We start from the raw sequence: 25,336 nt of genomic DNA on the forward strand, positions 1-25,336 counted from the left end.
AAGGCGAAAAAAAAGGTTGGCAGTAGAAAACACACCAACCTTTCGATTACTAACCTATAATGAATGTGTGTCTGGAATCGCTTACCAACCCGGGTTCTGGACCAGCTTGGGGTTCTGCTCGATTTCCGTTTGCGGAATGGGCCAGGTCGTGATGTTGTCTTTCCAGGTGTAGGGTGCGGTAATGCTTCCCCAGATCTGATTAACCCCGCTGCCAGCCGAAAAGACCATGTCTTTGAGCGTACCCCAGCGCAACTCGTCGAAGTAGTTGATGCCTTCGTTAATGAACTCGACGCGGCGTTCGTTGCGGATGCGCTCGCGCAGATCAGCCTGCCCGGCTACGGTCGTGGCGGTCGATGAATTCAACAGCGCAATGCCAGCCCTGGCCCGTACTTCATTGACCAGTGGAATGGCTTCTGCCGTTTTGTTCTGCTCGTTCAGGGCTTCGGCCCACATCAGCAATACATCGGCATACCGAATCAGTGGGAAGTCGATTGGGCCAAACTGCCGGTTGAGTAATTCGGTTGAGCCTTCGTAGACAAACTTGCGGTGCAGGTAGAAGAACTGGCTGCGTGAGTCGGTGAAGAGGTCGAGCACAGGGGGCGTTTCGCTCCGTGAGGGCCAGCGGTTTGTATACACCTGATCGGCTCCGTTTTGTGGCCGACCCAGGTACGTTGCATAGGGAACAATGACGCTCACGTTTAACCGGGGATCACGATCTGCATACGCTTTGGCCAGGCGCTGTTCGTTACCCGTTGGCAGGTACAACTTCATGTCGAGGCCTTTATTCGTTCCGGTGCTGATCTCGGCGGCGGTCAGGCCATTCCGGTAAAAGAAGACCTCACGCTGATTGGCCGACATGGTGCTGTAGCCCGGAAGCACGGCATCCCAGTTGAACTTACTGCCATCTTTATTCTCGAACAGCTCAACTACTTTGGGCGACACATAGTAGTTGTTCCAGCACGAGCCGAACGACGAACGGGTACCGCAATACCACTGGGTGGTTGACCCATAGGTGTCGACACCGGTGTGCTGAAGGGAGAAAATCATCTCATCGCTCTGCTCATTGGCTTCTTTGAAAAGCTTGCTATAGTCGCCAAACAGTTTGTAGCCGGCTTCTTTCACTTTGGCAAAATCGGCGGCGGCTTCGGCGTATTTTTTCTGGTACATGTATGCCTTTCCGCGAAGGGCATAGGCCGCTCCTTTGGTCACGCGCCCGTAGGTGGGCGTTTTAGCCGCGTATTTGGCGGGTAGGGCGGGTTCGTTGATGGCGTCGGTCAGGTCTTTAACAACCACATCCCAAACGGCTGCTTCCGTTTCGCGCGCCCGGTTCATCTCCGTCACCGCTACGGGTTCCAGATAAACGGGTACGCCCTTGTATAGCTGGTTCAGGCGCAGGTAGAAATAGGCCCGCAGGAGTTTACATTCACCAATTAGCCGCGCTTTTTTCTCGGCGGTCGACGGTGATTTTGCGCCAATGTTGGCAATGGCATCATTGGCCCGGTGAATGCCTTCATACATCTCCCGCCAAGTGTTGCTGAACCGCCCGCTCGATGTGGTCGATGTGCCGTTGGTCATGTCGTTACCACCGCGCGACATGGAGGTGAAGCCCATGCCGTCCATCTGGTATAGTTCGCGGTCTGAGGCGCCTCCATTCTGAATACCCAGTCGTAGAGTGTTGTACACCCCGGCTACGCCCAGATCCGTCAGGTTATCGCTCACCCACATATTGGCCGAGCTGATGGAGCCGTAGGGTGTAGTATCGAGCAGGTCGCTCTGGCAACTGCCAAGGCTAAGGGCGGCGGCTACGAAAAGGGTAGCTTTTTTGATACCTGAGCGCCCTGGATTCGCTATGATGTTGGTCAATTTCATGATTCGAGGTTGTCGATTAAAACGTTACGTTGATACCCGCTGCGTACTGCTTCATGGTCGGATACGAAAGACCCGCGCCCACTTCGGGGTCCAGACCCGGATACGACGTGATCATCAGCACGTTTTCGCCCGAGAGGAATACCCGTGCCCGGCTCATGCCAATTTTGTTTGTCCATACGCCCGGCAGGGTGTAACCCAACTGTACGTTTTTGAGCTTTACATACGAGGCGTCGTATAGCCAGAATGAACTGGCAATGTTAGTCTGGTTGTCGGAACCGGATTTTAGGCGGGGGAACGTAGCGTTTATGTTGTTTGCCGGGTCGCCTGGGTTTGCTTCGTTGTAGTAGTAGTGGTCGTCGGCAATGCGGGTGCCAATCGAGTTGGTTAGCGTGGTGCGAGTGTTGTTCACACCTGCCTGGTTGTAGAGGTACTGCATACCCGTAGCCCCCGCCCACAACATCGAGAAGTCGAACCCTTTCCAGGCGGCGTTCAGCGTGAGACCCATAATGAATTTAGGCGCTGAGTTCACGCCCGTAAACCGCTTATCGAAGTTGTTGCCGTAGATGCCATCGCCGTTGAGGTCAGCATAAATCAGGTCACCGTAGTGCAACTGCCCTTTGCCCACTGTGCCAACGGGTTGGAATCGGTAGCCCTGCGCAATCATAGCCTGCACCCAGGCCAGGTCGGCCGGTGTACGAATCATGCCATCGGTTGGACCGCCGTTGATGTTCACCGTTCCGTCTGTATTGGTTGGGCTACTGCCATTGCCCCGGTACACGTCCAGCAGGTAATATTCGCTGATGCTGTGCCCTTCCAGAATACGGGTGTCACCTCCGCTCGAGACCTGCCCGATGTTGGAGGTGTACACCTTGTTACCTGCCGCGTCGGTGGTGAAGCCTTCCACCAGTTGCCCCCGGAAGCCCGTCACCTCGTTGTAATTCCGGGCAATGTTGCCGCTCACCGAGAAATCGACTTCACCGATCTTGTCGCGCCAGCCAAGGGTGAGTTCAACCCCTTTGTTCAGCACGGCGGCCGTGTTTTGGGTTGGTGCTGCTTTCGTGCCCGACGTCAGGTAAATAGGGGGTGTAGTCAGAATGCCGTCGGTTAGTTTGTGGTAGACATCGAGTTCTACGTTCATCCGGCCTTTAAATAACGAGCCCTCCAGACCGAGGTTGGTAACCGTTGTCGATTCCCATTGCAACAGCGGGTTGGCGTATTTGGCCTGCACCAGTCCCGTGGTGGCAATGCCGTTATACGAGTAGGGGACTTTGCTGTAGGTTGCCTGGTAATCGTAATCGCCCGAGGCGTTGTTGCCCAGCTTACCCCACGAGGCCCGGAGCTTTAGGTTCTGAATCTTATCCGTCAGGCCGCGCATGAACGACTCCTCGGAGATACGCCAGCCAGCGGAAAATGACGGGAAGATACCCCACCGACTTTCTGTTGCAAACTTCGACGAGCCGTCGTAGCGCAGGTTTGCTTCCAAGAGGTACTTCGACTGGTACGCGTAGTTTACCCGCCCAAAGTAGGAGCGTAACGCCCGGTCAAATTCCTGGCCACCGGCCGTATTCGATGTTTCGCCGGCCGAGCCAAGCGTTGTGGTGGCGTAGTCGATCAGGCCGCGTTTCGAGGCGTTGAAATCGTAGTAGCGGAAATAGAACTGGTTATAACCGACCAGTGCCCCAAAATCATGATCGCGGCCAATCGTGGTCGAGTAGCGCAGTACATTGTCGAGGGTCAGCAGGTAATCGCGGTTGAATGAGTAGCCGGTGCTCAACTGGTCGCTAGGGGTCAACTGAACCTTTTGCGTGTTGGTCGATAGGTCCCAGCGTTCGGCGGGGCCGGGCAGGCTAAACGAGTTGCCTTCGTTGAAGCGCGTTTGGTAGTTCACCCTTGGTTCCAGCGTCAGGCCCTTTGCCAGCGTCAGTACGCTATACAAGGTGGTGTTGAAACGCGTGGTGCGATCGAGGCCGCCGGTGCCATCCAGGTAGCTCAAAATGTTGTTCACCGTCGTTGGCTCTTCTACAGCAACGGGGAAGCCGTATTTGCCTTCGTAATACGGATAAATGCCAGGGTTGGTCTGCCAGAGAAAGTTAAACGCGTTGTCGGTATTGGCTTTCCCGGCCGATTGGGTCGAGGCGAAGGTCTGCATGCCCAAAGTCAGGAACTTGGTCACTTTCGATTCTACATTGGCCCGCAACTGATAGCGCTTGATGCCTGTGTTCTGCATCACCCCCTTGTTGTCGAGATAACCCAGCGAGAGGTTGTAGAGCACTTTATCGCTACCCCCGTTGACTGACACGTTATGGTTCTGCACCACTTCGTTTTTGAATACCCAGCTTGCCCAGTCGGTATTTGGGTAGGCTACGTAATTGGGAAAACCGCCTGGACTAATGCCGTTCGGGTCCAGGTTGGCCGTTTCCCACGTTTTAATGGTGTTGGCTGAATAGACTTCCGACACGCCCACGTTCCGGTTGCTTTCGTTGAAGAGCCGCATGTAGCGGACATAGTCCGACACGAAATCAGGCAGGTTCATGGGCCGGGCCGATGAGACCAGCCCGGTGTAGGTCACGCTCGTTTTCCGGGGCGAGCCTTTCTTGGTGGTGATCAGAATAACGCCGTTGGCCGCGAGTGAGCCGTAGATCGAGGCCGACGCAGCATCTTTCAGGATCGAGATGCTTTCAATGTCGTTGGGGTTAACGGCATCCATCGACCCCTGCACGCCATCGATGATCACCAGGGCATCGCTGTTATTCAACGTACCTGTACCCCGAATCCGGATGGTAGCGCCATCGGAGCCGGGTTTGCCTGAGCCCTGCCGAACAAACACGCCCGGTGCCAGACCCGCCAGCGAAGATGACACGTTGGTGACCGGGCGGCTTTCGATGTTTTTGGCCGTGATGGTCGCTACCGATCCGGTCAGGTTCACTTTTTTCTGGGTGCCGTAACCGACCACAACCACTTCGCTCAGGGCCTGGGCATCGGGAGCCAGCGTTACAGTAACGGTCGTCTGATTACCTACGGCCACTTCCTGCTTCACGTACCCAATAAAGGAGAAAACAAGCGTGGCGTTCTGGTCAACGACCAGCTGAAACTTACCGTCGGCGTCGGAGGATGTACCGCGTGAGGTGCCTTTGATCTGAATACTGACACCCGGTAGTCCTTTCCCGCTTTCGTCAGTGACGGTACCCGTAATAGTCTGGTCGACTGTCGACTGATGAGTGAGGGGAGGGACCGTACCCACGGTGGCGGCTTGCGTTATTCCGCCCGCAAGGCTAACGCTAAGCAGCGGAATCAGGAGACCCAGGCATCGGTGTGGCTGTGTGAACAGCGAACGTAAACGTTGCTTCATGGTGATAAAGAGTAGTGGTTTTCGAGACGAAGGCGGGCCAGTGAACCCCCTTGTCTGGTAGCGACAAAGGTGGTCTGGCTACGCTGAATGGAGGGGGTAAAATCGGTGCCGAATAGGGGTTATTTTAGATTTTCTTTAACTTTAGATCGGTTCAGGGCTGCTTTATTCCAGTCTGTGAAAGTCGAAAAATGGTCAATCAACTGTTGTGGAATAGAGTCGGTGGAGTATTGTTGCTGGTAAGCCTGTTTAGCCTGATATCCTGTGCCGCTCAGACCGTATCGTTTGAGCACCTGACGGCCGAGCAGGGTTTGTCGCAAAATTCAGTGCTGGCCATCGCCCAGGATAGTCGTGGATTCATGTGGTTCGGTACCCGGCTGGGCGTTAACCGCTATGATGGGCACAGCTTTAAAACCTATAAGCACGACCTCTCAGACAACAATAGTCTCACCAGCAACTATGTCATTTCGCTAGTGGCCGACACTCATAAAACACTCTGGGTTGGTACCCAATACGGTCTGAACCGGTACAACCCGGCTATGGACTGCTTCGAGCGCGTTGTGCATCAGCCGGGGCGGATGAGCAGCCTAAGCAGCAATGCCATTCAGTGTCTGTTCAGCGATAAACGGGGCCAACTATGGGTGGGTACAAACGAAGGGCTGAACCTGCTTACCGATCGGACGACGTTGACATTTCGACACTTTCTGGGGCAGGGCGATGCTGGCAGGGGTACCAGTAATATCCGGTCTATTGCCGAGGATGCCGACGGAAATCTGTGGGTGGGTACGGCAAACGGACTAGTAAGAATGTCGCCTGGCAATGGCACGTATGCAGTGACTATCTTCCGACACGATCCCGCCAGACCCGGCAGTTTAAGTGACAGCTACGTGTCGGCCATTAGCCAGGATCATCAGCATACACTTTGGGTCGGAACGCTTTCTGGTGGGTTGAATCGCTACGATAAGGCTACCGGCACCTTCACGCGCTTCAGTCATCAAAATGGTAATGCTGCCAGTCTCACTCACAACAATATCCGGAAAATCACGACCGACCGGCTTGGTAAGCTCTGGATTGGCACTCAGGAGGGGCTGAGCATTCTTGACCCCAACACGCTTAGGTTTCGTTCGTACAGACATGATCCGTCGAACAAAAAAAGCCTGAACAAAAACTCGATCTACAGCATCGTTGAAGATGCACACGGTACCATCTGGATCGGAACCTACTACGGCGGTATCAACGTGAATTATGCACACCAAACGGAGTTTGCCGTATACCAAAACGGAACCAGTTCATCCAGTATCAGCGACGATGTGGTCAGCTCGATCATCGAAGACCAGTTACACAAATTATGGATCGCTACGGAAGGGGGTGGGCTCAATCGGTTTGATCCTGTAACGAAAACGTTCACTGCTTATAAACACAATACGGCCACGGCGAGTAGTCTTGGCTCTAATCTGGTCAAAGTAGTGTATCAGGATCGGCGCGGGGCAATCTGGGCGGGTACGCATGGGGGAGGGCTCAACCTGTTCGATCCGGCTCGTCAGCAGTTTCGGCGCTTTCTATTCACGCCCAACGACCCAGCCTCGCTTAGCGCCGAAATTTTGTCGGTGCTGGAAGACAGTAATGGGAAGTTTTGGGTCGGTACTCAATCGGGGTTGCGCGAATTCAAGAATGCCCGTCCTCCCCTTGTAGAGATGGCTCCGTCGGCAACCCGAAATCGACTGGGTCCGCTAACGATTCGGGTGCTGATCGAAGACAGCGAAAAAAACGTCTGGATAGGTACGTCGTCGGGGCTGTTCAAACACACATTTGCTACGAACAAGCTTCAATCGTTCGACACCACGCCATTGGGGTCGCCGCTGATCAACAGCATCCGTGAAGATGCTGCGGGCCGAATCTGGGTGGGTACGTGGCAGAATGGTCTGAGTGTGCTGAACAAACAGACCGGGGCGATAGAGACCTTCACTACGAAACATGGGTTACTCAGTAATGATGTGACCGCCATAGTTGATGATGTTAATGGACAACTCTGGGTCAGCACGGGCAACGGACTGTCGCGCTTTAACCCTCGCTCAAAAACGTTTATCAATTATACCACCAGCGATGGGCTGCCGGGCAACGAGTTCAACGTGAATGCCGCATTGCGGACGAGCACAGGTACGTTGCTATTTGGTGGTTATCAGGGTGTGGTGTCTTTTTTACCAGCCGGTATTCAGGTTACGAAAAACGCGACGCCCATCGTTTTTACGGCCCTAAGGCTGTTCAATAAACCGGTTAGTATTGGTGGCCCTGATAACTTGCTGACGCAGGATATCAGCCTGACGGACGTGATCACGTTTCGCCACGACCAGAACGTGTTCAGCCTTGATTTTGCCCTCCTGAACTATATCAAATCGAGCAAGAACAAGTACGCCTACAAGCTGGAGGGTTTCGATAAAGACTGGACGCAGGTATCGGCTAATTCAGTTACCTACACCAATTTACCGGCCGGTTCGTACACTTTCTGGCTGAAAGGAGCTAACAATGATACCGTCTGGAGTAATCCCGCCCGCTTACAGATTACGGTGCTGCCGCCTTTTTGGCGAACGTGGTGGGCCTATCTATTCTATGCGGCTGTTGTGGCTGGTATGATCGTGTTTGCCATTCGGTTTTTTGTCCTCCGTGCCCTGCTGGCGCGCGATCATGAGTTGCATCAGGTGAAACTGGCTTTCTTTACCAATATCTCGCATGAAATTCGCACTCACCTGACCCTGATCGCCGGGCCGATCGAGCGCCTCATTCTGGCCCGGAAAGAAGACCCGCTGGTGCAGCAGCAGCTGGGCTATGTACAGAAAGACGCCGACCGGTTGCTGAAACTGGTTACCGAACTGATGGACTTCCGAAAAGCGGAGACAAACCACGTCAAGCTACACGTTGCCGAACACGACTTGGTGCCGTTTCTGGATGCGATCTATCTGTTTTTCAGGGAAGTGGCCCGGTCGAAGCGGATCGACGTGTCGTTCATCCAGGACGTTGATTCCCTAAATGCGTATTTCGACCGGGAACAACTGGAAAAGGTGGTGTTCAACCTGCTGTCGAATGCATACAAGTTTACGCCCGAAGGCGGTCAGATTACGTTGACGCTCGAACAGCAGGGCGCCAACCTGTTCATTCGGGTGATCGACAATGGGCAGGGCATTGCGCCGGCGTACGTCGATAAACTGTTTACCAATTATTTTCAGGTCAACGATCACGGCATTCAGAATACAGGCTATGGTATTGGACTTGCCCTGTCGAAAGCAATCGTTGATTTGCATAAAGGGAGCCTCACCGTGGAGAGCGTACTGATGCCGGATGCACCGCAGAACCGTACCTGTTTCACCGTCTGCCTGCTTGCCGGTCGGTCGCATCTGGCGCAATTCATAGACCTGCCGAACGTACCTGCGTCATCGACCAGTCAACCGCCTATGTATCCTGCCGCCGCTGTTACGCCTTTGATGGCAGGTACGTTGCTGGTCGATAACTTACCTATGGTTCGGGAAACTTCGGATGTGCCAGCCTTGAAAACTGAAACGATTCTACTGGTCGAAGATAATCCGGCGGTACGGGCGTTTGTCAGCGAATCGTTGGCGGGGCGGTATCAGGTGATCGAACATACCAACGGGCGCGCGGGCTGGGAAGCCGCCATTACCCTCATTCCCGATCTGATTATCAGCGACGTGATGATGCCGGAAATGGACGGCTTTACCCTCTGCAACCAACTGAAAACCGACGAACGAACCAGCCATATTCCGGTTATCCTGCTTACAGCCCGAACCGCTACGGCCAATCAGGTAAGCGGGCTGGCCATGGGGGCCGATTGCTACCTGACCAAACCGTTCAGCCTGCAGGTGCTCGAACTGCACATCCGGAATCTGCTGGCTTCCCGTGAAAAAATGCGGATTCGGTTCAGTCGAAGCCTCATTCTCCAACCGCAGAATGTCGAGGTAGATACCCTTGACGAGCAGTTTCTGAGACGGGTCATGCAGATCATCGAACAGCACATGGACGACTCCGATTTCGACGTTGATAGTCTGGCCGTTGAGGTGGGCATGAGTCGGTCGGTGCTGTACAAAAAGCTAAAAGCCCTGACAGGTATGTCGGTCAATGATTTTGTTAAATCAACCCGATTAAAAAAAGCGACTCTGCTGCTTCAGCAACGCAGGCTGACCGTCAATGAAGTGGCCTATGCGGTGGGTTTCAATGACCGGAAGTACTTCAGCAAAGAGTTTAAAAAGCAGTTTGGCAAAGCCCCAAGCGACTACGTTAGCCCGGAGGCATAAAGGCTACTTCCTGGGGCTGGCCGGGCGGAAGGTGATCGTGATCGTGCCGGTTTTGACCGGATCGAATAGCAGACCGACGCGGGTGAAGGCGGGCGAATTTTCTTCGATGCGCTCTGACCTGACCGTAAAAGGGCCGTTCGATGCGCTGATAGTGGCAATCATCCGCTCCCGTTTCCCGGTAAACTCAATCTGGTCGGGCGCAATCTGTTTCCAGTCTACCCGTGTGATCAGGGCCAACTCCACGGGTTGCGCCTCCGTAAACTGAAAATTGTCGGCCACGGTTAATGAACCGGCTTTTTCGCGGTTATACGTAAAGGTTCTCACCAGTTTCTTCAGGTGAGGCTGTGCATAAGCCGACGTAATGTCCATCGCGTAGCGATCCTGCTTATCGGTGAAATCAGTGGCCAGAATCACCGCCTGGGCGGCAGCCCCGTCGCGTTGCTCAATACCGGCTATTCGCGGAACCGGGTGACCATAAGAAGCAAGCGATTTGTAGAGGGTGTACCGTTCGGCGGTGAATGTTTTCGCGGTATAGGCATATGGGCCGCCCGGATCACCCATCAGCAATTCGTCGCCAACCACCACGTTGAACGAGCCAATGTCATTATGGTTGTGCATCTCGTTGTTGTTACCACCCTGAAGCGCCGTTCCCAGTCGGCCCCCAGACCCGTTGGCGGGGCGGGTAATGAGCAACTGCGCATCGGCAAAATAGGAGCGGAGGCGGTTGGGAGCGGCTTTACTATCAGGTACGTTCCGTTTGATGGTGGCCGAGTTTGGAAAGGCGTGCATGATGTCGTCGAGCAGGTCGTCGGCTTGGCCGGAGAAATCGTACGTATTGTATTGGGGTAAGCCCAGGTTCATGGTGCGGTTGCAATACCACAGCAGGTCGGCCGGTGCGGTGGGGCTCATCCGGCAGTCGGCGATGGCGGGGTACACACCGTTCATGATTTCCAGATTTGGTACAAGCATCCCGATTCGCTTCACTTTGGGGTCAGCAAACAGATCGACTTTACCACTGGTAGCCTGCCAGACTGTTTCCCGTAAAAGCGCATAGTTCCCGAATCCGTAGGCGAAATAGCCCAGCCCCTCGGTCGAGTACCCTTCGTCGGTGAAACCGGCAATGCTGTTTTTGGCGTAATGCTCGGCAATTGAGATAAAGCGGGCCCGGTCTGTCCGGTTAGGTAGTACGGCCATTGCCGCGCCGGTCACGCCCGCCAGGCAAACGGCATTCCAGTTGTTGTTGACAGTGAGCCAGTAATGATCGCCGTTTCTGGTGGCAATGGTGTTCAGGATAGGCCGAAATGTGCGTCTGTTGAGTTCGTTGAGAATGTCGGCACGTAGTTCGGACTTTAGTTTGTCGCCCAGTAAATAAACGGCCTGAGCGATCGAATGACTTAATTTTGACGATGACAGATCGACGTTAAAGCGTTTCTGGTCAAAATTGAGGCGGTTTCGGTCGTGGGCAGGTAGTACCCACGATTTCTGGTGAATCAGTTCTGTCAACGCCGTTTCCAGGGCGGGCACAAACCGGCCCTTGTTTTCGAGGCACTCTGCCCAGACCAGCGTTGGTAGCTGATTGGTGCGTGCCCTGATCATTTTCTCGCCTTCGGGACGGGTGCCTTGCCGGAAAAAGACGAGATAGAGGCTATCGCTCCAGGCCGGAAAGGGCTTGCTGATTAACTGAGCGGCTTCGTTGATAATTGCCCGGTACTTAGGGTCACTGTACAACTTGTTCCAGGCAGTTCGATCGGTGTAGGGCTCGCCAAAGCCGCGCGGCTTTTCGGGTAGCACAGCGGCAAGTTCTCGTACCCGCAGCGTATCAATCGGTCTCAGCAGCGCCACTGGTTTATTGATGTCTCGGGCCGCTGAGGTTGTCTGGGCAGTGGCTGGGTACGTTAGGCCGATGCAGGTGACCAGGGTCAGCAGTTTCAGAAAAGGAACGGATGGCATAACGAGTGAGCGAATACGATTTATCATGAGTAATGAGGATTAACAGGTTGAGCGGCACTAACCCGCCGCCAGTCAGGAAAGGCAACATTACGGCATGAAATTCGATGAGAAGGGGTAAGATCGTCGCCGAATAGGGGGAGAATTAGCTTTTTCAGAATCAACCATCAACTGACCTGCTTATTCAACAGCTACATTGTGGGCTACTTACTCCATGGGAAGGGAATAATAATGACGTAGAGTGATGACTATATGCCTCTGCTGTGTTATTTTTGATCTGCTATTGCTCGTATGTTGCCGCCAAAGCACGCTCATCAGCCTCACAGTGAGTAAAACAGACGATACAAATGCTGGTGCTATAATTAGTAGATACATCATGATGAATGTGATCGACCAGTCTGTGAGGAAATCCCTGGTATCTAATACGCCTGTTGTGAGCCCGCTTTCGCTTTATGAGCAATATGGAGCGGTTGCTTATGGTGTAATTCTGCAAATTGTTCCGCAACCCCATCAGGCGCAGGAGGTTTTACTCGATCTTTTTACTTCTTCGGTGTGGCAGAAAAATTTATTGCCTTCATCGAACAGCACCTGTGCTGTAGTGCATATGGCCCGGAGTAAAGCATTGGAGTACAGGCAAAAACAGCAATTGCCAGCCCTTGATATGCCAAAATCGACTACGCAGTCTGAACTTATCTTTTCTCTTTTATTTTATCAGAATCAAAGCCCTGATTCAATCGCTGATCGGTTGCAAATCAAGCGCTCGGCTGTGTTTGGTGCAGTTCGTGAATTTTTTGCGAGTGTTCTTCCGTCTTAATCATCTTGACCGTGAAAAATTATCAGTACCTGACAGATGGCCTGCTTGAATCATACGTTCTTGGTACATTACCGAAAACGGAGCGGGAACAGGCAGCGCATCTTATTGCTACTGACCAAGAGATAGCCCTTCAGCTCGAGGAGCTTGAAAGTGGGATGGAACAATACTTTTTGCAAAATGCGGTTCCACCACCACCAACTATCAAGGCAGCTTTGCAACAGCGATTGTTTAGTGGAGAGATTCAGAAGTGGGAAGAACAGACTGAGCCCCATCGGGAAGAGCCGAAAACGCAACCATCGAATTCACCTTACGTGGATGTTGAGGTAGGCGATGCTACCCATATTCGCGTACATAAATACTGGCGTACGGCGTTTATCGCCGTCTTTGTTTTAGGAAAGGTCTTCTTGGCGTTCGGCTTGTATCAATATTTCAAAGCAAACAGCTTGGAGCAGGAAATTGAACGACTGAAAGCTACCCAGACTACCATCTCGGCGCCTGTCGGGAGGTGATAAATTGACGTGTTAGTCATAAAAAAACCGACTCTCGTGTAGAGTCGGTTTTTTTGTGTAAAGTTGCTTCGCGCTCTAGGCCCTACTTCGCTTTATCCGTCGACATTGAATACGGGAAATCACCGGCTGCTGTGCCGCGTTGCTTGTTGGGCGTAGCCGACATCTGAACGTCGATCGTGGCTCCTTTGAGCAACTCCTGATGGCTTAGCCAGTTTTTGCCGTACGGCTTCTTATTCACCTGCATAGCATTGATGTATCGGTTCTGTTCGCTGTTCGTTGGTGCATTAATTACCAGTTGTTTGCCATTTTCCAGCGTGGCCGTTACCTTCTTGAAGAGGGGCGCCCCAATCACATACTGATCTGTAGCCGGGCAAACCGGATAGAAACCCATCGCCGTAAACACGTACCAGGCCGAGGTTTGGCCGTTGTCTTCGTCGCCGCAGTAGCCGTCGGGCGTGGGCAGGTACATACGGTTCAACACCTCCCGAAGCCAGTATTGGGCTTTCCAGGGCTCACCCGCGTAGTTGTACAGGTAAATCATGTGCTGAATGGGTTGGTTGCCGTGGGCATACTGACCCATGTTAGCAATCTGCATCTCCCGAATTTCGTGGATGACACCGCCATAATAGCTTTCGTCGTACACGGGCGGAATGGTAAACACCGAATCAAGTTTGGCCACGAACTTCTCGCGACCACCCATCAGGTCAACCAGACCCTGTACATCGTGGAATACCGACCAGGTATAATGCCAGCTGTTCCCTTCCGTGAACGCATCGCCCCATTTAAATGGGTTGAAGGGAGCCTGGAATTTACCGTCTTTGTTTTTACCTCGCATGAGTCCGGTTTGGGGATCGAACAGGTTGCGGTAGTTCTGGCTGCGTTTAGCGAAACGGTCGATTTCTGCCTGCGGGCGTTTTAGGGCTTTGGCTAGCTGATAAATGGCGAAATCGTCGTAGGCGTATTCCAGTGTTCGTGCGGCGTTTTCGTTCACCTTCACGTCGTAGGGAACGTACCCAAGCTGATTGTAATACGCCACGCCCTTCCGGCCAACGGCGTCCATCGGGCCTTCGTTCTCTGAGTTTTTCAGCACCGCTTCATACAACGTGTTGATGTCGTAGCCGCGACCGCCCGTTGGACCAGCTTTCAAATACGCATCGGCAATGACCGAGGCTGAGTTAGACCCAACCATGACGTTGCGCAAGCCAGGACTGCCCCATTCGGGTAACCAGCCGCCTTCTTTGTAGGCATTGGCCAGCCCTTCCTGCATTTGCGCATTCAGCGACGGGTACATCAGGTTCAGGAACGGAAACATCGACCGAAATGTGTCCCAGAAACCGGTGTCGGTAAACATGTAACCGGGCAGGATTTTGCCGTTATAGGGGCTGTAATGCACCACTTTTTTGGCCGCATCGAACTCGAAGAATTTCCGGGGAAAGAGCAGCGACCGGTATAGGCATGAATAAAAGGTCTGCTGTTGTGCCAGCGAACCACCTTCAACCCGAATACGGTTCAATTCCTTGTTCCAGGCTGATTTACCCTTTTGCTTCACCGCATCAAACGCGTCGTCACCTAACTCGTTGAGGTTCAGTTCGGCCTGTTCATAGCTAATAAATGACGAGGCTACCCGAACGTGCACCTGCTCGCCTTTAGTGGTTTTGAAGCCCACCACGGCCCCCGCATGCGCCGCCTGAATCTCGATGGTGTCTTTGGCCAGCGTTTTTCCATGCCAGGCTTGTGCCAATGCAAATGGTTTATCGAAGTAGGCAACAAAGTAGTTTTTAAAATTGGCCGGTACACCGCCACTGTTGCGAGTGGTGTAGCCAATGATTTTACGCTGGCCGGGAATGATCTTCACGTACGAGCCCCGATCAAAGGCATCGAGTACTACAAACGAACTGTCGGTTTTAGGAAACGTGAAGCGGAACATGGCCGCACGCTCGGTGGGGGCGATTTCGGTCGTTACATCGTGGTCGGCCAGATAAACGCTGTAGTAATAGGGTTTAGCTACTTCGGCCTTGTGCGAAAACCAACTAGCCCGTTCGTCTTCGTCGATGCGTAGCTTACCGGTCATGGGCATGAGCGAAAACTGACCGTAATCGTTCATCCAGGGCGATGGCTGGTGCGTTTGCTTAAATCCCCGAATCTTGTCGGCCGAATACGTGTATGCCCAGCCGTTGCCCATCTTACCGGTTTGGGGTAACCAGAAATTCATGCCCCAGGGCAGCGCAATGGCTGGGTACGTATTACCATTCGATAGGCTAGGCTTAGAGTCGGTGCCAATCAGTGGGTTCACCAGTTCGACCAGGTCAGATTGCGGAGACCTTGCCAAAGCCGCGTTACCACGGGTCGTTTTGGCCGATTGGGCGAAGCTGTGTATAGATAAGCTACTAATTACAAGAAGCAGCAATGCGTTTTTCATTCTTGTTCTTTTATAAGTAATTCGGAAAGGTATCAAAAAAAGAAGGGGTAAATCAATCTGGTTGATTTACCCCTGTCACTTTACTTCGCTGGATAACCTGGGTTCTGCACTAGGTTGGGATTAGCCGCCAGTTGTCGTTGCGGAATCGGGAACAGCGTCTTGGTCGGGTCGCTGGGCTGGTGATCCCACCATGTGTTGGTGGTGAAGGCCCCAAACCGGATCATGTCGGTGCGACGTTTCCCTTCAAATACAAACTCACGACCGCGCTCGGCCAGCAGTTCTGCCGGGGTAAGCGTAGCGGCCGTATACGGCACGTAGTCGGCTGTGGCAAACGCCCGTCTCCGTACCGCATTGACCAGTTCGAGGGCTTCCGGCGTAGCTACGTTACTGTTTTTCCGCATCAGGGCTTCTGCTTTGTAGAAGTAGATGTCGGTGAGGCGGTAAATCAGCCAGTCGTTGCTCCAGTACTTGGCTTCCGACTGCTGACCAGGCCGGTATTTGTTGAACCGGGCACCGCTGTTTTCTTCGCCATCAATCATCGTTGATGAGGTCTTATTTTCGCTGGCCCGGCGAATCTCCTTCACAAATACCAGTTGCTTGTCGCGGTACTCTTCCGTACCCAACACGGGCTGCGTTGGGTTGGCAGCTTGGAACTGAGGCCCGATCAGGAACCACGTCGATTTACGCAGGTCCTTATCGTTGTACGCATCGTAGGCGCTTGGAATGACAACTACGCCATTGTTTCCGTTAGCATCTCCGTTGTAGATCAACCGCTGGGCGAAGTGATAGAAATCGCTGTTCCAGCCGCAACGGGTGGGCGTAGCCTGGAAGTCATAGGTCAACTGAAACAGCGCTTCCCGCGAATTGTCATTCGTATTGTTGAACGTGCTGATCAGGTTGGCATCGAGGGCGGGGGCACCATTAAGGCCACCCGTCTGTCCGCCTATGATTTTGTCGCAGGCGGCAATGCAGTCGTCCCAACGGGGCGTTCCGGTCCATACTTCAGCGTTCAGGTACAGTTCTGCCAGCATAGCGTACCCGGCTGCTTTGGTGATCCGGCCAATCAGGGATTTGCTCAAATTAGGCAGTTGATCAACGCTTTCTTTCAGCTCTTTCTCAATGAAGGCAAACACTTCGGCGCGGGGCGCTGTGGGCGGGCTGAGCGGCGTACCAACGGTTGTTACAATGGGTACATTGCCGTAAAGGTCCATCAGCTTCATGTAATGCAATGCCCGAAACACGCGCAGTTCGGCCGTGAACGCTGCTTTGTCTGTATCACTGACGCCAATCTGCGCAAAGTTGAGCCGATTGAAATCGCCCAGTACACTGTTGCAGAAACCAACTCCTGTGAACAGCAGACTCCAGGGGTTCCAGATATTGTTCTCTGTGTATGACCAGCTGTGGCCATGCAGGCGAATCCACTGGGCGTCGTCGTAGCCGTGACGGCCTTTTTGCGGCCAGGCTAGTTGGTCGGCCGTAAGCTCGTTCAGCCGCCAGTAACTTTGCTGACTGGTAGGGGCAATCCAGGCGTTGGCGTGGGTATAGGGCCGCAATACGGCTGCGAGTACTTCCTGCCGGTTGTTATAGTATTGTTCGGCGTTGATCTGGCTGTAGAGGGTTTCAGTCAGGTTGGTGCAACCACTCAGGCCGGATAATGTCAGGGTGATGCCGCTGATCAACAGGGCTTTATAAGAACGATTCATGGTTGGTCAGATTAAAAGCCAATTTGAAGACCTGCCGTGTATGACTGGGTACGTGGATAGAAACCGCGCCCGTCGATGCCAGGGGCAGGGTTATTCAGCCCTGTATCAGGAACTTCTGGATCAACACCCCGGTATCCTGTGATTGTCAGTAGGTTGCGGCCCGTTGCATACAGGCGCAGGTTGCGAATGACTTTGGTTTTGAACTTGAAATTGTAGCCCAGCGTCACGTTGTCGAGCTTCACAAAATCACCCCGTTCGAGGTAATAATCCGAATATTGCAGGGCGTCGTTGATCTGGCTGTTGCGCGTGATGGCATCGAGTAGCACGTTGTTGGGCAAATACACTTTGTTGCCGAAAAACACCTGTTGCAGATTCAGGATATCATACTTGAACTTACCCCGGAAGAAGAGCGTCAGGTCCAGGTTCTTGTACTGAAAGCGGTTAGTCCACGAGGCGTAGTATTTTGGAATACCATTACCGATGTAGGCAAAATCATCGTTCGGAACAATCTTATCGGCTGTAACGGCCTCGCCATTGGCTTTATAGAATAACCACCTGCCTTCGGGAGTAAACCCGGCAAAGCGTTTGCCATAGAAGCTGCCCAGTGGCCCGCCTTCGATGGTACGAATGGCTGGTCCGAGGGCACCAAAACCACCAATATCGCCGAAGTTCAGGAAGGTTACTTTGAAGACGTCGTTCGAGAATGACGCCAGTTTGTTCGATTGCGTACTGGCGATCAGATCCATACTCCAGCTGAAGTTGTCTTTCTTCAGCACCGTGCCGCTCAGCGAGAGTTCAATCCCGTTATTATCGATGGTGCCTACGTTGGTGTACAGCGTCGACTGGATGTATGGGGGTAACTGCGTGTTGAAGTTACCCAGCAGGTCGGTGGTACGGCGGCGGTACACGTCGAGGGCACCGGTGAGCCGGTTTCCAAAGAGGCCGAAATCCAGACCCACGTTAAACTCGGCTTTCCGTTCCCAGCGCAGGTTGGGGTTGGGGTTGTTGCTGGGACCGTAGGTCTGCCGCCAGATGCCATCGTCGTTGAGGTACTGGTTACCCGTGCTAAGCCGTACCAGCGACTGGTAGTTCGGAATCCCCTGGTTCCCCGTGACCCCGTAACCGGCCCGCAGTTTCAGGGTGTTGACAAACCGTACGTCACGCATGAACGATTCCTGGCTGATGGTCCAGCCCACCGACGCTGCCGGGAAGTTACCATACTTGTTGTTGGCCCCGAATCGGCTCGACCCTTCACGCCGCAGAATGAACTGGGCAATGTATTTGTCTTTGTACGAATAGTTCAGGCGGCCGAAGAAGGCAATCAGCGTGTTGTCTTCCTTGAAGCTATAGAGCGATGACTTACCCAATTGCAGGAAGTTACCCGCGCCCAGGTTATTCTCTTCAAAAATGTTGTTGAGGAAACCGCTGTTACCTGCCGAGAAGTCTTCTGTTGTGCCATACTGATAGCTGTACCCTGCCAGTGCCCGTATTGTGTGGTCATTGGCGATGGTTCGGCTATATTCGGCCGTTGGTTCAAAGGCGTAGTAATTGGTAATGTAATTGCGTTTATAGGCGTAACCGGTTCCGTTGACAGACGTACCGTTCAGTGTACCAATCTGCGAAAAACGCGAATCGGTACGGCGGTACTCGTTATCGTTCCAGCTATCACGAACGTATGAACCAAACGCCGTAAGCCGCAGCCCGTCGATGGGTTCCAGCGTGACCCGGGCATCTGCCGACGTCGTCACTTGATCGCGTCGGTTACGTTCCTGCGTCAGCCGACCAATGGGGTTGGTCGTTGAGCCTTCTTCGTAGAACGTACCATTGGGGTTATACACCGGCTGCGTTGGGTTCCGACCCAGCGCATTCTCAAAGTCACCGCCCTGACCGCCGAGCAGGTTACCCTTGCTCAGGTTGGTTGCCAGATTGATCTGCGCCGACAACCGATCATTTAAGCCACGCTGGAACATGCTCAGGCGACCCCCGTACTGCTTCCGATCGTTCTGGAGCGTAATAGGATCGGCCCCGTTGAAATATAATGATGCCCGATAGTTGCTCGACTGAGTTCCGCCCGACAGCGCCATGTTGTGGTACTGGCTCAGGTTGCCTTTGTTTATCAATTGATTATACCAATCCGTTGATGCACCCAGGTCTTGCATTTGGGCCGCTTTCAGGTTGGTAGGGTCGGCTTTGTAGGCCCGCCACTCCTCGGCTGTTAAAAAGCGTGGGCGACGGTTAACAACCTCATGCTGCACGTAGGTCGAGTAGTCGAAGCGAGGGGCTCCCGATTGCCCTTTCTTTGTCGTGATCAGAATAACCCCCGCGTTGGCCCGCGTGCCGTAGATAGCCGCTGCCGATCCATCTTTCAGTACGTCGAACGAAGCAATATCATCCTGTTGAAGCAGATCCAGGTTACCACCCGGAATACCGTCAATTACGATCAGGGGAGACTGGCTTCCATTGACTGAAACAATACCCCGCAATTGAATGGAAGCCCCGGCGTTTGGGTTGTTGCCCTGTGTGCGGGTAATCGTCAGACCAGCCACTTTCCCCTGAATCAGGTCGAGGGGACTGCGTACTCCACCCTGGTTAAAATCCTCTGCCTTCACTGTCGCCACCGCCGACGTAACTTCCGCCCGGCGCTGCGTACCGTAACCAACCACTACCACTTCGCTTAGCGACTTCACATCGGTCTTCAGCGTCACATCAATTGCCGTCCGGTTATTGATGGCCACTTCCTGCGCCGTGTAACCGATGGATGATACCACCAACGTACCTGAACCATCAGGTACGTTCAGCGTATAGGCCCCTTCGGCGTCGGTGACTGTACCTGTGCTCGAGGTGCCTTTCAGCAGAATGGTTGTGCCCGGAATGGGTTTGCCAAGCTCATCCAGGATTCGTCCGCTAATGGTAATTGGCGGGGCTTCATCAGTATTATCCGGTGTGAGCGCTGAAGTAGTTGGTTTGAGCGCGGTACGGCTACGGGTGAGTACCAACCGATTCCCAACCATTTCGTATTTCACCTGCAACGGACTCAGCAAAGCCGTCAGCACCTGGCTAAGTGGTTCGTCGACGGTCGACATAGAAATTCGTTTGTCGGCCTGAATCAGATCCGGACTATACGAAAATTTTACGTCGGCCAATTTCTCAATGCGAGAAAGTACGGTGCCTACATTCCGGTTTATGACCTGTAGGGTAATCCGTCTGTTCATAACATCCTGTGCTTTGCCGTCTATGGCTAGCGACACATTGACGAAAAGAACGGTCAATAGAAGTTGAAGCAGGGTTAACCTCATAACTCTTCTACCAAGATCCTTGGTAAATAAGTGGTTATTCATACATTTGAGAGGGTTTTGTTAGAGAAATAAAGGCAAAATCTTCCCGTCGTCTGCTGAAGAGCAGATGTGTGTTTCGCAACTGGGAATAGTACCGAGTCAGTCGTGTTGGCGCACGGCTGACTCTTTTTTTACAGGGAGTTTTGGGTCATTCAATCTAGGTTTTGCGTTAGTAAGACCGGCTCAACGCAGGCAGGTCAGAAGCCACAACCGGGCCCCGAAACGGCAAGCTGCGTATTGGTAATGGTATAGGAAGCTTCAATGCTTTTGCAAATAATGATCATCTTATTAGCCAGTGTTTCATCGGTCAGGTCGGCCGTAAGTCGGCATTTGCCAAGTGTTTCCTTGTTATAGGAAACACTGATGCCATACACTTTTTCCAATTGGTTAAACACCTCGCTAATGGGGGTGGCGTTGAACTGAAAACTGGTGGTGTCGAAGGCAACTACCCGGCTGGCAATCGTAGGGCTCACGGCTTCGGGCTTAGGTAGTTGCCTGTTATTCCGCACGAAAACGAGTTGTTGATTAGGGGTTATGACCAAGCCATCCAGCGTAGAAGCATTAATTTCCTGCTGTTGCTTTTCATCTGATTTATGAAATACCGACACACGCCCAGAGCGCACCGTAACCACTACGTCTTTATCATCAGCGTAAGCTCTGATGTTGAAACTAGTGCCTAATACTTTGGTCACCAATTCATTGGCGTAGACGAAAAAAGGATTATTCGGGTCTTTGGCAACCTCAAAAAAGGCTTCTCCGGTCAGATGCACAACGCGCTTTCCAGCACTAAACTGTTTGGGAAAACGTAGCTGACTGCCTTTCTGAAGAATAACTGAACTGCCATCGGGTAGCGAGACCAAAAAGGGCTTGTCATTGTTGTTTGTCTTTTCAACGCTGATATGCTCCGGGTTCTGTATCAACTGATTACGCTGAGTCCACCAGCCCAGCCACACTATGATCATGACGGAAGCCGCCGCCAGAAACCAGCGCCAGCCCGTTCCCCAGTGCTTAGTCAGAAAAGGGGAAGGCGCATCAACTGATGAAGCTCTGGCCTGGATGGCGCGCCAGATGGCGGCTTCTTCTTCGCCGTCGGGCAAAGCAACTAAACCTGCTGTAGCGGCTGATAAGTTAATAACAGCTTCTGCCGCCAACCGAACTGCCTCGGTTTGCTCGGGATGCTCGGCCAGGAATGTGTGCCAGAAAAGTGTCGAGCTTTCGTTGGGTTGTTTCACCCACTGCCGAAAATAATCGTCGGCAACAAACTCGTCAGGCGTGAAGTAGCGGTAATCCATAATCGCAGTCTTATCGAAGACAATAGGCGGGAATCGCCGCGATTAACTCACCTTATTATGAAATTTTTTTAAAAATTGAACGAATGAAATAGTACAGTGCTGATAATCAGAAGAAATAGTTAAGAAAAAAAACGAGTAACGGGCTGCGTAGTACCAACTCACGCAGGTTACTCAACGCTCGATTCAGGTGGTTGATAACCGACTGATGATTAATGTTCATGATGCCAGCGATTTCATCGTTGCTGAAATCGTGGTAAAAGGCCAGCATAATGGCTTCGCGTTGTCGTTCCGGAAGTTGCGTAATCGCGTGCTGAAGCTGGGAAAGTTGCCGGGTGTCGGTTTCCTGTTGGGTGATCAGGTGTTCGATAGACGGCGAAAGGAGGTTTTCATAAAGAGCTGACTGATCATCGTGGACGAGCGATGGCGTTCTCTGGTGCAACTTCGCCAACCTGTTCCGCATAATCTTGAACAGGTAATACCGGATTGTGTGCAGGTCACGGAGGGTTTTTCGGCTAGTCCAGATATCGATGAAAATGTCTTGAACCAGATCCTTAATCAGATGGTGATCGGCACACAGGCGTTTTCCATAGGCCAATAGTGAGGCGGAATGTCGCTCATAGATGACTTCGAAAGCGTTGATGTCGCCCCGCTGAAATGCGCTCCAAAGATGTGCTTCATCATCAAACATCATATTTCTGCCCTATGTGAATATGTTGTATTACTCAAAGCATTTGAACCAGACATACTAATGAAAACCGGACAATAACCCACAAAAAAACGGCCTACCTGTTGGTAAGCCGTTTTGTATTCAGCATATAGGATGTTAGTAGGCCCGTACCACCTTACCTTCCATGAAATTGACAAAAGCTTTATTGACCACTTTGTTGCCGCCCGGTGTAGGATAATTCCCCGTGAAATACCAGTCGCCCGAATGATTTGGGCAGGCAAGATGTAGATTTTCGACGGTTTGGTAAATAACGGATACCTCAGCGTTAAGGTCAACCACGTCGTTGCGACGAGGCGTAATGATATCAGCCACCTTGCTCGAAATTTCGTCGTGGGTAAACGGTGCAAACAAAGCTTTGACGTAGTTCTCATTGACGGCATTACCCGACTCGATGGCCGCTACTGCCTGTGCGTAAACTTCGTCGGCAATGTGATTCAGGCCGCGTTCATTAAGCAGTTGTAACACCGCGCGGAACGCCACAAAATCCTTCACCTTCGACATATCAATGCCGTAGCAGTCGGGGAAGCGAATTTGCGGCGCCGACGAAACGATCACGATCTTTTTAGGCCCTAACCGGTCAAGCATTCGTAAAATGCTCTTTTCCAAAGTAGTACCCCGAACAATCGAATCATCGACTACAACAATCGTGTCAATGCCTTTCCGAATTACCTCGTAGGTAGTGTCATACACGTTGGCCACCATTTCGTCGCGGTGGGCATCGTCGGTAATAAAGGTGCGAAGTTTAACATCTTTCGACACCAATTTCTCAATGCGCGGCCGGAAAGATAAGACCTTTTCGAGGTCTTGCTCGAAGAGAATACCCTCCATGATGGCTTTCTTACGCTGCTTGGCCAGATAGTCTTCCAGGCCTTCCACCATGCCGAAGAAGGCAGTTTCAGCGGTGTTGGGAATATAACTGAATACCGTGTTTTCGAGGTCGTAATCGACTTCCTTCAAAATCTGCGGTACCAGCAGGCGGCCCAGCATTTTCCGCTCATTATAAATATCGGGGTCGGTAGCGCGCGAGAAATAGATACGCTCGAAGCTGCACGACCGTTTTTCGATCGGCTGAATGAATTCATACTCGCCATATTCGCCGTACTTGTCGATGATGAGCGCATGGCCCGGCTTCACCTCCTGAATCTGACTGTATTCGACGTTGAAGGCTGTTTTGATGGCTGGCTTTTCTGAGGCGACTACCACCACTTCATCGTCAGCATAATAATAGGCGGGCCGAATACCGGCGGGGTCGCGGGCCACAAATGAAGCGCCAAAGCCCGTCATGCCTACCATGGCGTAGCCACCATCGAAATCACGGCATGAGCGATAAAGGACGCGTTGCAGGTCGAGGTTATCTTCGATAATGTCCGATAGGTCGGGGTTTTCGTAGATGCCTTTAAATCGGTCGAATACGCGCTGATTTTCTTCATCGAGGAAATGCCCGATTTTTTCCATCACCGTCACCGTATCCACAAAATCTTTGGGGTGCTGCCCCAGCGAAACCAGTTTGTTGAACAGTTGATCAACGTTGGTCATGTTGAAGTTGCCCGCCATGACCAGATTCCGGCTGCGCCAGTTGCTTTGGCGGAGCATGGGGTGGCAATTTTCGATGTCGTTATTACCGTGGGTGCCGTAGCGCAGGTGACCCATCCAGACTTCGCCGGTGAAGGCTACGTTTTCCTGGAGCCAGTTGGCATCGCGGGCTTTGTCTTTGTTTTTCTTCAGCGCCTTTGCAAACTTCTTGTTGATCTTGCCAAAAACGTCGGCAACCGGCTGTGGCTCAACAGACCGATAGCGGCTGATGTAGCGATGTCCGGGTGGTACATCGAGTTTAATGTTGGCTACCCCGGCCCCGTCCTGACCCCGGTTTACCTGCTTTTCCATCAACAAAAACAGCTTGTTGGCGGCGTAGAGGGGCGTACCGTACTTGTCGATGTAATATTGGTAGGGCTTACGAAGGCGTAGCAGCACAATGCCGCACTCGTGTTTAATAGCGTCGCTCATGAACAGCGTTTACCAGGTTAGCACCGGCAAGACCAGCGCGGTTGGAAGTGTATGCGTAACAACAGCCTAACGCAGGCACCGCGTCAAATCGTTCGTGAATGCGCTATATCTGTTTCGCTAAAGTAACGCTGTTTGGCCAAACAGACATACCGTATACTCGTTTCGGGCTAGAGAAAGCAGCAAAAGCAAAACGCCCCACCTTATAGATCAGGCGGGGCGTTTCGTTAAATCAGATTAAACCGATACTGCACCATGGTTTTGGCGAGTAGCACCAGCTTTTGCGGATCGGGAACCCGGATGCGCTCTTCCTGAATGCGGGAAGCGGGTAGGTTTTTGATCTTGCAGAACAACTTCAGGTAATAAATATATGCTAGATGGACCCCCATACGAGCCCCTTTGGGCAGGTTTAGAATGCCCTGATAAGCATCGTCGAAGTCGCGTTGAATGTCGTCTTCGATCAACTGCTTGGCATCGCGCGAAAAGTCGGTGAAGTCAACGCCGGGGAAGTAGGTACGTCCCCGTTCCTGGTAATCACTTTTTATGTCGCGCAGGAAGTTTACTTTTTGGAAGGCTGAACCCAGTTTACGGGCAGGTTCGCGCAGGCGGTCAAATTCAGCGCAGTCGCCTTCGCAGAAAACGCGCAGACACATCAGGCCTACTACCTCGGCCGAGCCGTAAATGTATTCGGAATAACCAGCGGCGTCGTAATCGTGCTGATGCAAGTCCATTTCCATGCTCCGCAAAAAAGCGTCGATCAGTTCGCGCTCAATGTTGTACTGACGAACGATCATCTGAAATGAATGCAATACGGGATTCAGACTAATTCCCTCTTCAATGGCCAGGTACGTCTCGGCCCGGAAACGATCCAGTAACGCCTGCTTGTCGTAGTCATGAAACGTATCCACGATCTCGTCGGCGTAGCGAACGAAGCCGTAGATGGCGTAGATCGGCAGGTGATATTTTTTATCTAATGTTTTAATCCCCAGCGTAAACGATGTGCTATATCGCTCTGTGATGAGTTTACTGCACTCGAGCGCAGTTTGGTTGAAAAGGGACATCATAACCAAAAG

13 protein-coding genes are annotated in these 25,336 nt (G+C 52.5%); 3 read left to right on the forward strand and 10 right to left on the reverse strand.

The window, feature by feature from the left end; translation table 11 throughout:
* Positions 1 to 81: 81 nt before the first annotated feature.
* Both ACAW87_RS03680 and ACAW87_RS03685 read right to left on the reverse strand, forming a co-directional pair.
* Positions 82 to 1,869 carry a RagB/SusD family nutrient uptake outer membrane protein gene (locus ACAW87_RS03680; protein WP_370721793.1) on the reverse strand — a complete coding sequence of 596 codons (1,788 nt, stop codon included), beginning with the start codon at positions 1,867 to 1,869 and terminating at the stop codon, positions 82 to 84.
* A 16-nt stretch (positions 1,870 to 1,885) separates the two neighbouring features.
* The gene (locus ACAW87_RS03685) at positions 1,886 to 5,218 is read right to left on the reverse strand and encodes a SusC/RagA family TonB-linked outer membrane protein (RefSeq protein ID WP_370721794.1); all 3,333 of its coding nucleotides are present in this window, start codon (positions 5,216 to 5,218) and stop codon (positions 1,886 to 1,888) included.
* 188 nt (positions 5,219 to 5,406) lie between these two features.
* Between ACAW87_RS03685 and ACAW87_RS03690 the strand changes: the two genes are divergently transcribed.
* Complete coding sequence (locus tag ACAW87_RS03690; protein WP_370721795.1) at positions 5,407 to 9,516, forward strand: hybrid sensor histidine kinase/response regulator transcription factor; 4,110 nt, start codon at positions 5,407 to 5,409, stop codon at positions 9,514 to 9,516.
* A 3-nt stretch (positions 9,517 to 9,519) separates the two neighbouring features.
* Here the strand turns inward: ACAW87_RS03690 and ACAW87_RS03695 are convergent, their stop codons facing one another.
* Complete coding sequence (locus ACAW87_RS03695) at positions 9,520 to 11,493, reverse strand: heparinase II/III family protein (RefSeq protein WP_370721796.1); 1,974 nt, start codon at positions 11,491 to 11,493, stop codon at positions 9,520 to 9,522.
* 346 nt (positions 11,494 to 11,839) lie between these two features.
* Between ACAW87_RS03695 and ACAW87_RS03700 the strand changes: the two genes are divergently transcribed.
* Together ACAW87_RS03700 and ACAW87_RS03705 are read left to right on the forward strand one after the other, a co-directional pair.
* A complete protein-coding gene (locus ACAW87_RS03700) occupies positions 11,840 to 12,277 on the forward strand; it encodes a hypothetical protein (protein ID WP_370721797.1) in 438 nt (145 codons plus the stop codon).
* A gap of 11 nt (positions 12,278 to 12,288) precedes the next feature.
* Positions 12,289 to 12,786, forward strand: coding sequence for a hypothetical protein (locus ACAW87_RS03705; RefSeq protein WP_370721798.1), 498 nt, complete (start codon positions 12,289 to 12,291; stop codon positions 12,784 to 12,786).
* Between the two features lie 82 nt (positions 12,787 to 12,868).
* Here the strand turns inward: ACAW87_RS03705 and ACAW87_RS03710 are convergent, their stop codons facing one another.
* The 7 genes from ACAW87_RS03710 to ACAW87_RS03740 all read right to left on the reverse strand — a co-directional run bounded on the left by ACAW87_RS03710 (position 12,869) and on the right by ACAW87_RS03740 (position 25,327).
* Positions 12,869 to 15,205: a GH92 family glycosyl hydrolase gene (locus ACAW87_RS03710; RefSeq protein WP_370721799.1), complete on the reverse strand. Its 2,337-nt coding sequence runs from the start codon at positions 15,203 to 15,205 to the stop codon at positions 12,869 to 12,871.
* Between the two features lie 80 nt (positions 15,206 to 15,285).
* Positions 15,286 to 16,908 carry a RagB/SusD family nutrient uptake outer membrane protein gene (locus ACAW87_RS03715; protein ID WP_370721800.1) on the reverse strand — a complete coding sequence of 541 codons (1,623 nt, stop codon included), beginning with the start codon at positions 16,906 to 16,908 and terminating at the stop codon, positions 15,286 to 15,288.
* An 11-nt stretch (positions 16,909 to 16,919) separates the two neighbouring features.
* Positions 16,920 to 20,177 (reverse strand): SusC/RagA family TonB-linked outer membrane protein, encoded by a 3,258-nt coding sequence (locus ACAW87_RS03720; protein ID WP_370721801.1) that lies wholly within the window; start codon positions 20,175 to 20,177, stop codon positions 16,920 to 16,922.
* A 263-nt stretch (positions 20,178 to 20,440) separates the two neighbouring features.
* Entirely contained in the window at positions 20,441 to 21,535 is a 1,095-nt protein-coding gene (locus tag ACAW87_RS03725) for a FecR domain-containing protein (RefSeq protein ID WP_370721802.1), read from the reverse strand.
* A 106-nt stretch (positions 21,536 to 21,641) separates the two neighbouring features.
* Positions 21,642 to 22,226, reverse strand: coding sequence for an RNA polymerase sigma factor (locus ACAW87_RS03730; RefSeq protein ID WP_370721803.1), 585 nt, complete (start codon positions 22,224 to 22,226; stop codon positions 21,642 to 21,644).
* Positions 22,227 to 22,358: 132 nt separating this feature from the next.
* On the reverse strand, positions 22,359 to 24,266 hold the full coding sequence (locus ACAW87_RS03735) for an amidophosphoribosyltransferase (RefSeq protein WP_370721804.1): 1,908 nt from the start codon (positions 24,264 to 24,266) through the stop codon (positions 22,359 to 22,361).
* 224 nt (positions 24,267 to 24,490) lie between these two features.
* Positions 24,491 to 25,327, reverse strand: a complete 837-nt coding sequence (locus ACAW87_RS03740; RefSeq protein WP_370721805.1) for a phytoene/squalene synthase family protein — start codon at positions 25,325 to 25,327, stop codon at positions 24,491 to 24,493.
* Between the last annotated feature and the right edge of the window lie 9 nt (positions 25,328 to 25,336).

The sequence above is a fragment of the Fibrella aquatica genome, assembly GCF_041321135.1.
GTDB classification, from domain to species: domain Bacteria; phylum Bacteroidota; class Bacteroidia; order Cytophagales; family Spirosomataceae; genus Fibrella; species Fibrella aquatica.

Coding starts and splice junctions, on each gene's coding strand:
- ACAW87_RS03725 (WP_370721802.1), bottom strand. CDS start 21,535: ATGGATTACCGCTACTTCACGCCTGACGAGTTTGTTGCCGACGATTAT.
- ACAW87_RS03730 (WP_370721803.1), bottom strand. CDS start 22,226: ATGATGTTTGATGATGAAGCACATCTTTGGAGCGCATTTCAGCGGGGC.
- ACAW87_RS03680 (WP_370721793.1), bottom strand. CDS start 1,869: ATGAAATTGACCAACATCATAGCGAATCCAGGGCGCTCAGGTATCAAA.
- ACAW87_RS03735 (WP_370721804.1), bottom strand. CDS start 24,266: ATGAGCGACGCTATTAAACACGAGTGCGGCATTGTGCTGCTACGCCTT.
- ACAW87_RS03715 (WP_370721800.1), bottom strand. CDS start 16,908: ATGAATCGTTCTTATAAAGCCCTGTTGATCAGCGGCATCACCCTGACA.
- ACAW87_RS03710 (WP_370721799.1), bottom strand. CDS start 15,205: ATGAAAAACGCATTGCTGCTTCTTGTAATTAGTAGCTTATCTATACAC.
- ACAW87_RS03685 (WP_370721794.1), bottom strand. CDS start 5,218: ATGAAGCAACGTTTACGTTCGCTGTTCACACAGCCACACCGATGCCTG.
- ACAW87_RS03695 (WP_370721796.1), bottom strand. CDS start 11,493: ATGATAAATCGTATTCGCTCACTCGTTATGCCATCCGTTCCTTTTCTG.
- ACAW87_RS03700 (WP_370721797.1), top strand. CDS start 11,840: ATGATGAATGTGATCGACCAGTCTGTGAGGAAATCCCTGGTATCTAAT.
- ACAW87_RS03740 (WP_370721805.1), bottom strand. CDS start 25,327: ATGATGTCCCTTTTCAACCAAACTGCGCTCGAGTGCAGTAAACTCATC.
- ACAW87_RS03690 (WP_370721795.1), top strand. CDS start 5,407: ATGGTCAATCAACTGTTGTGGAATAGAGTCGGTGGAGTATTGTTGCTG.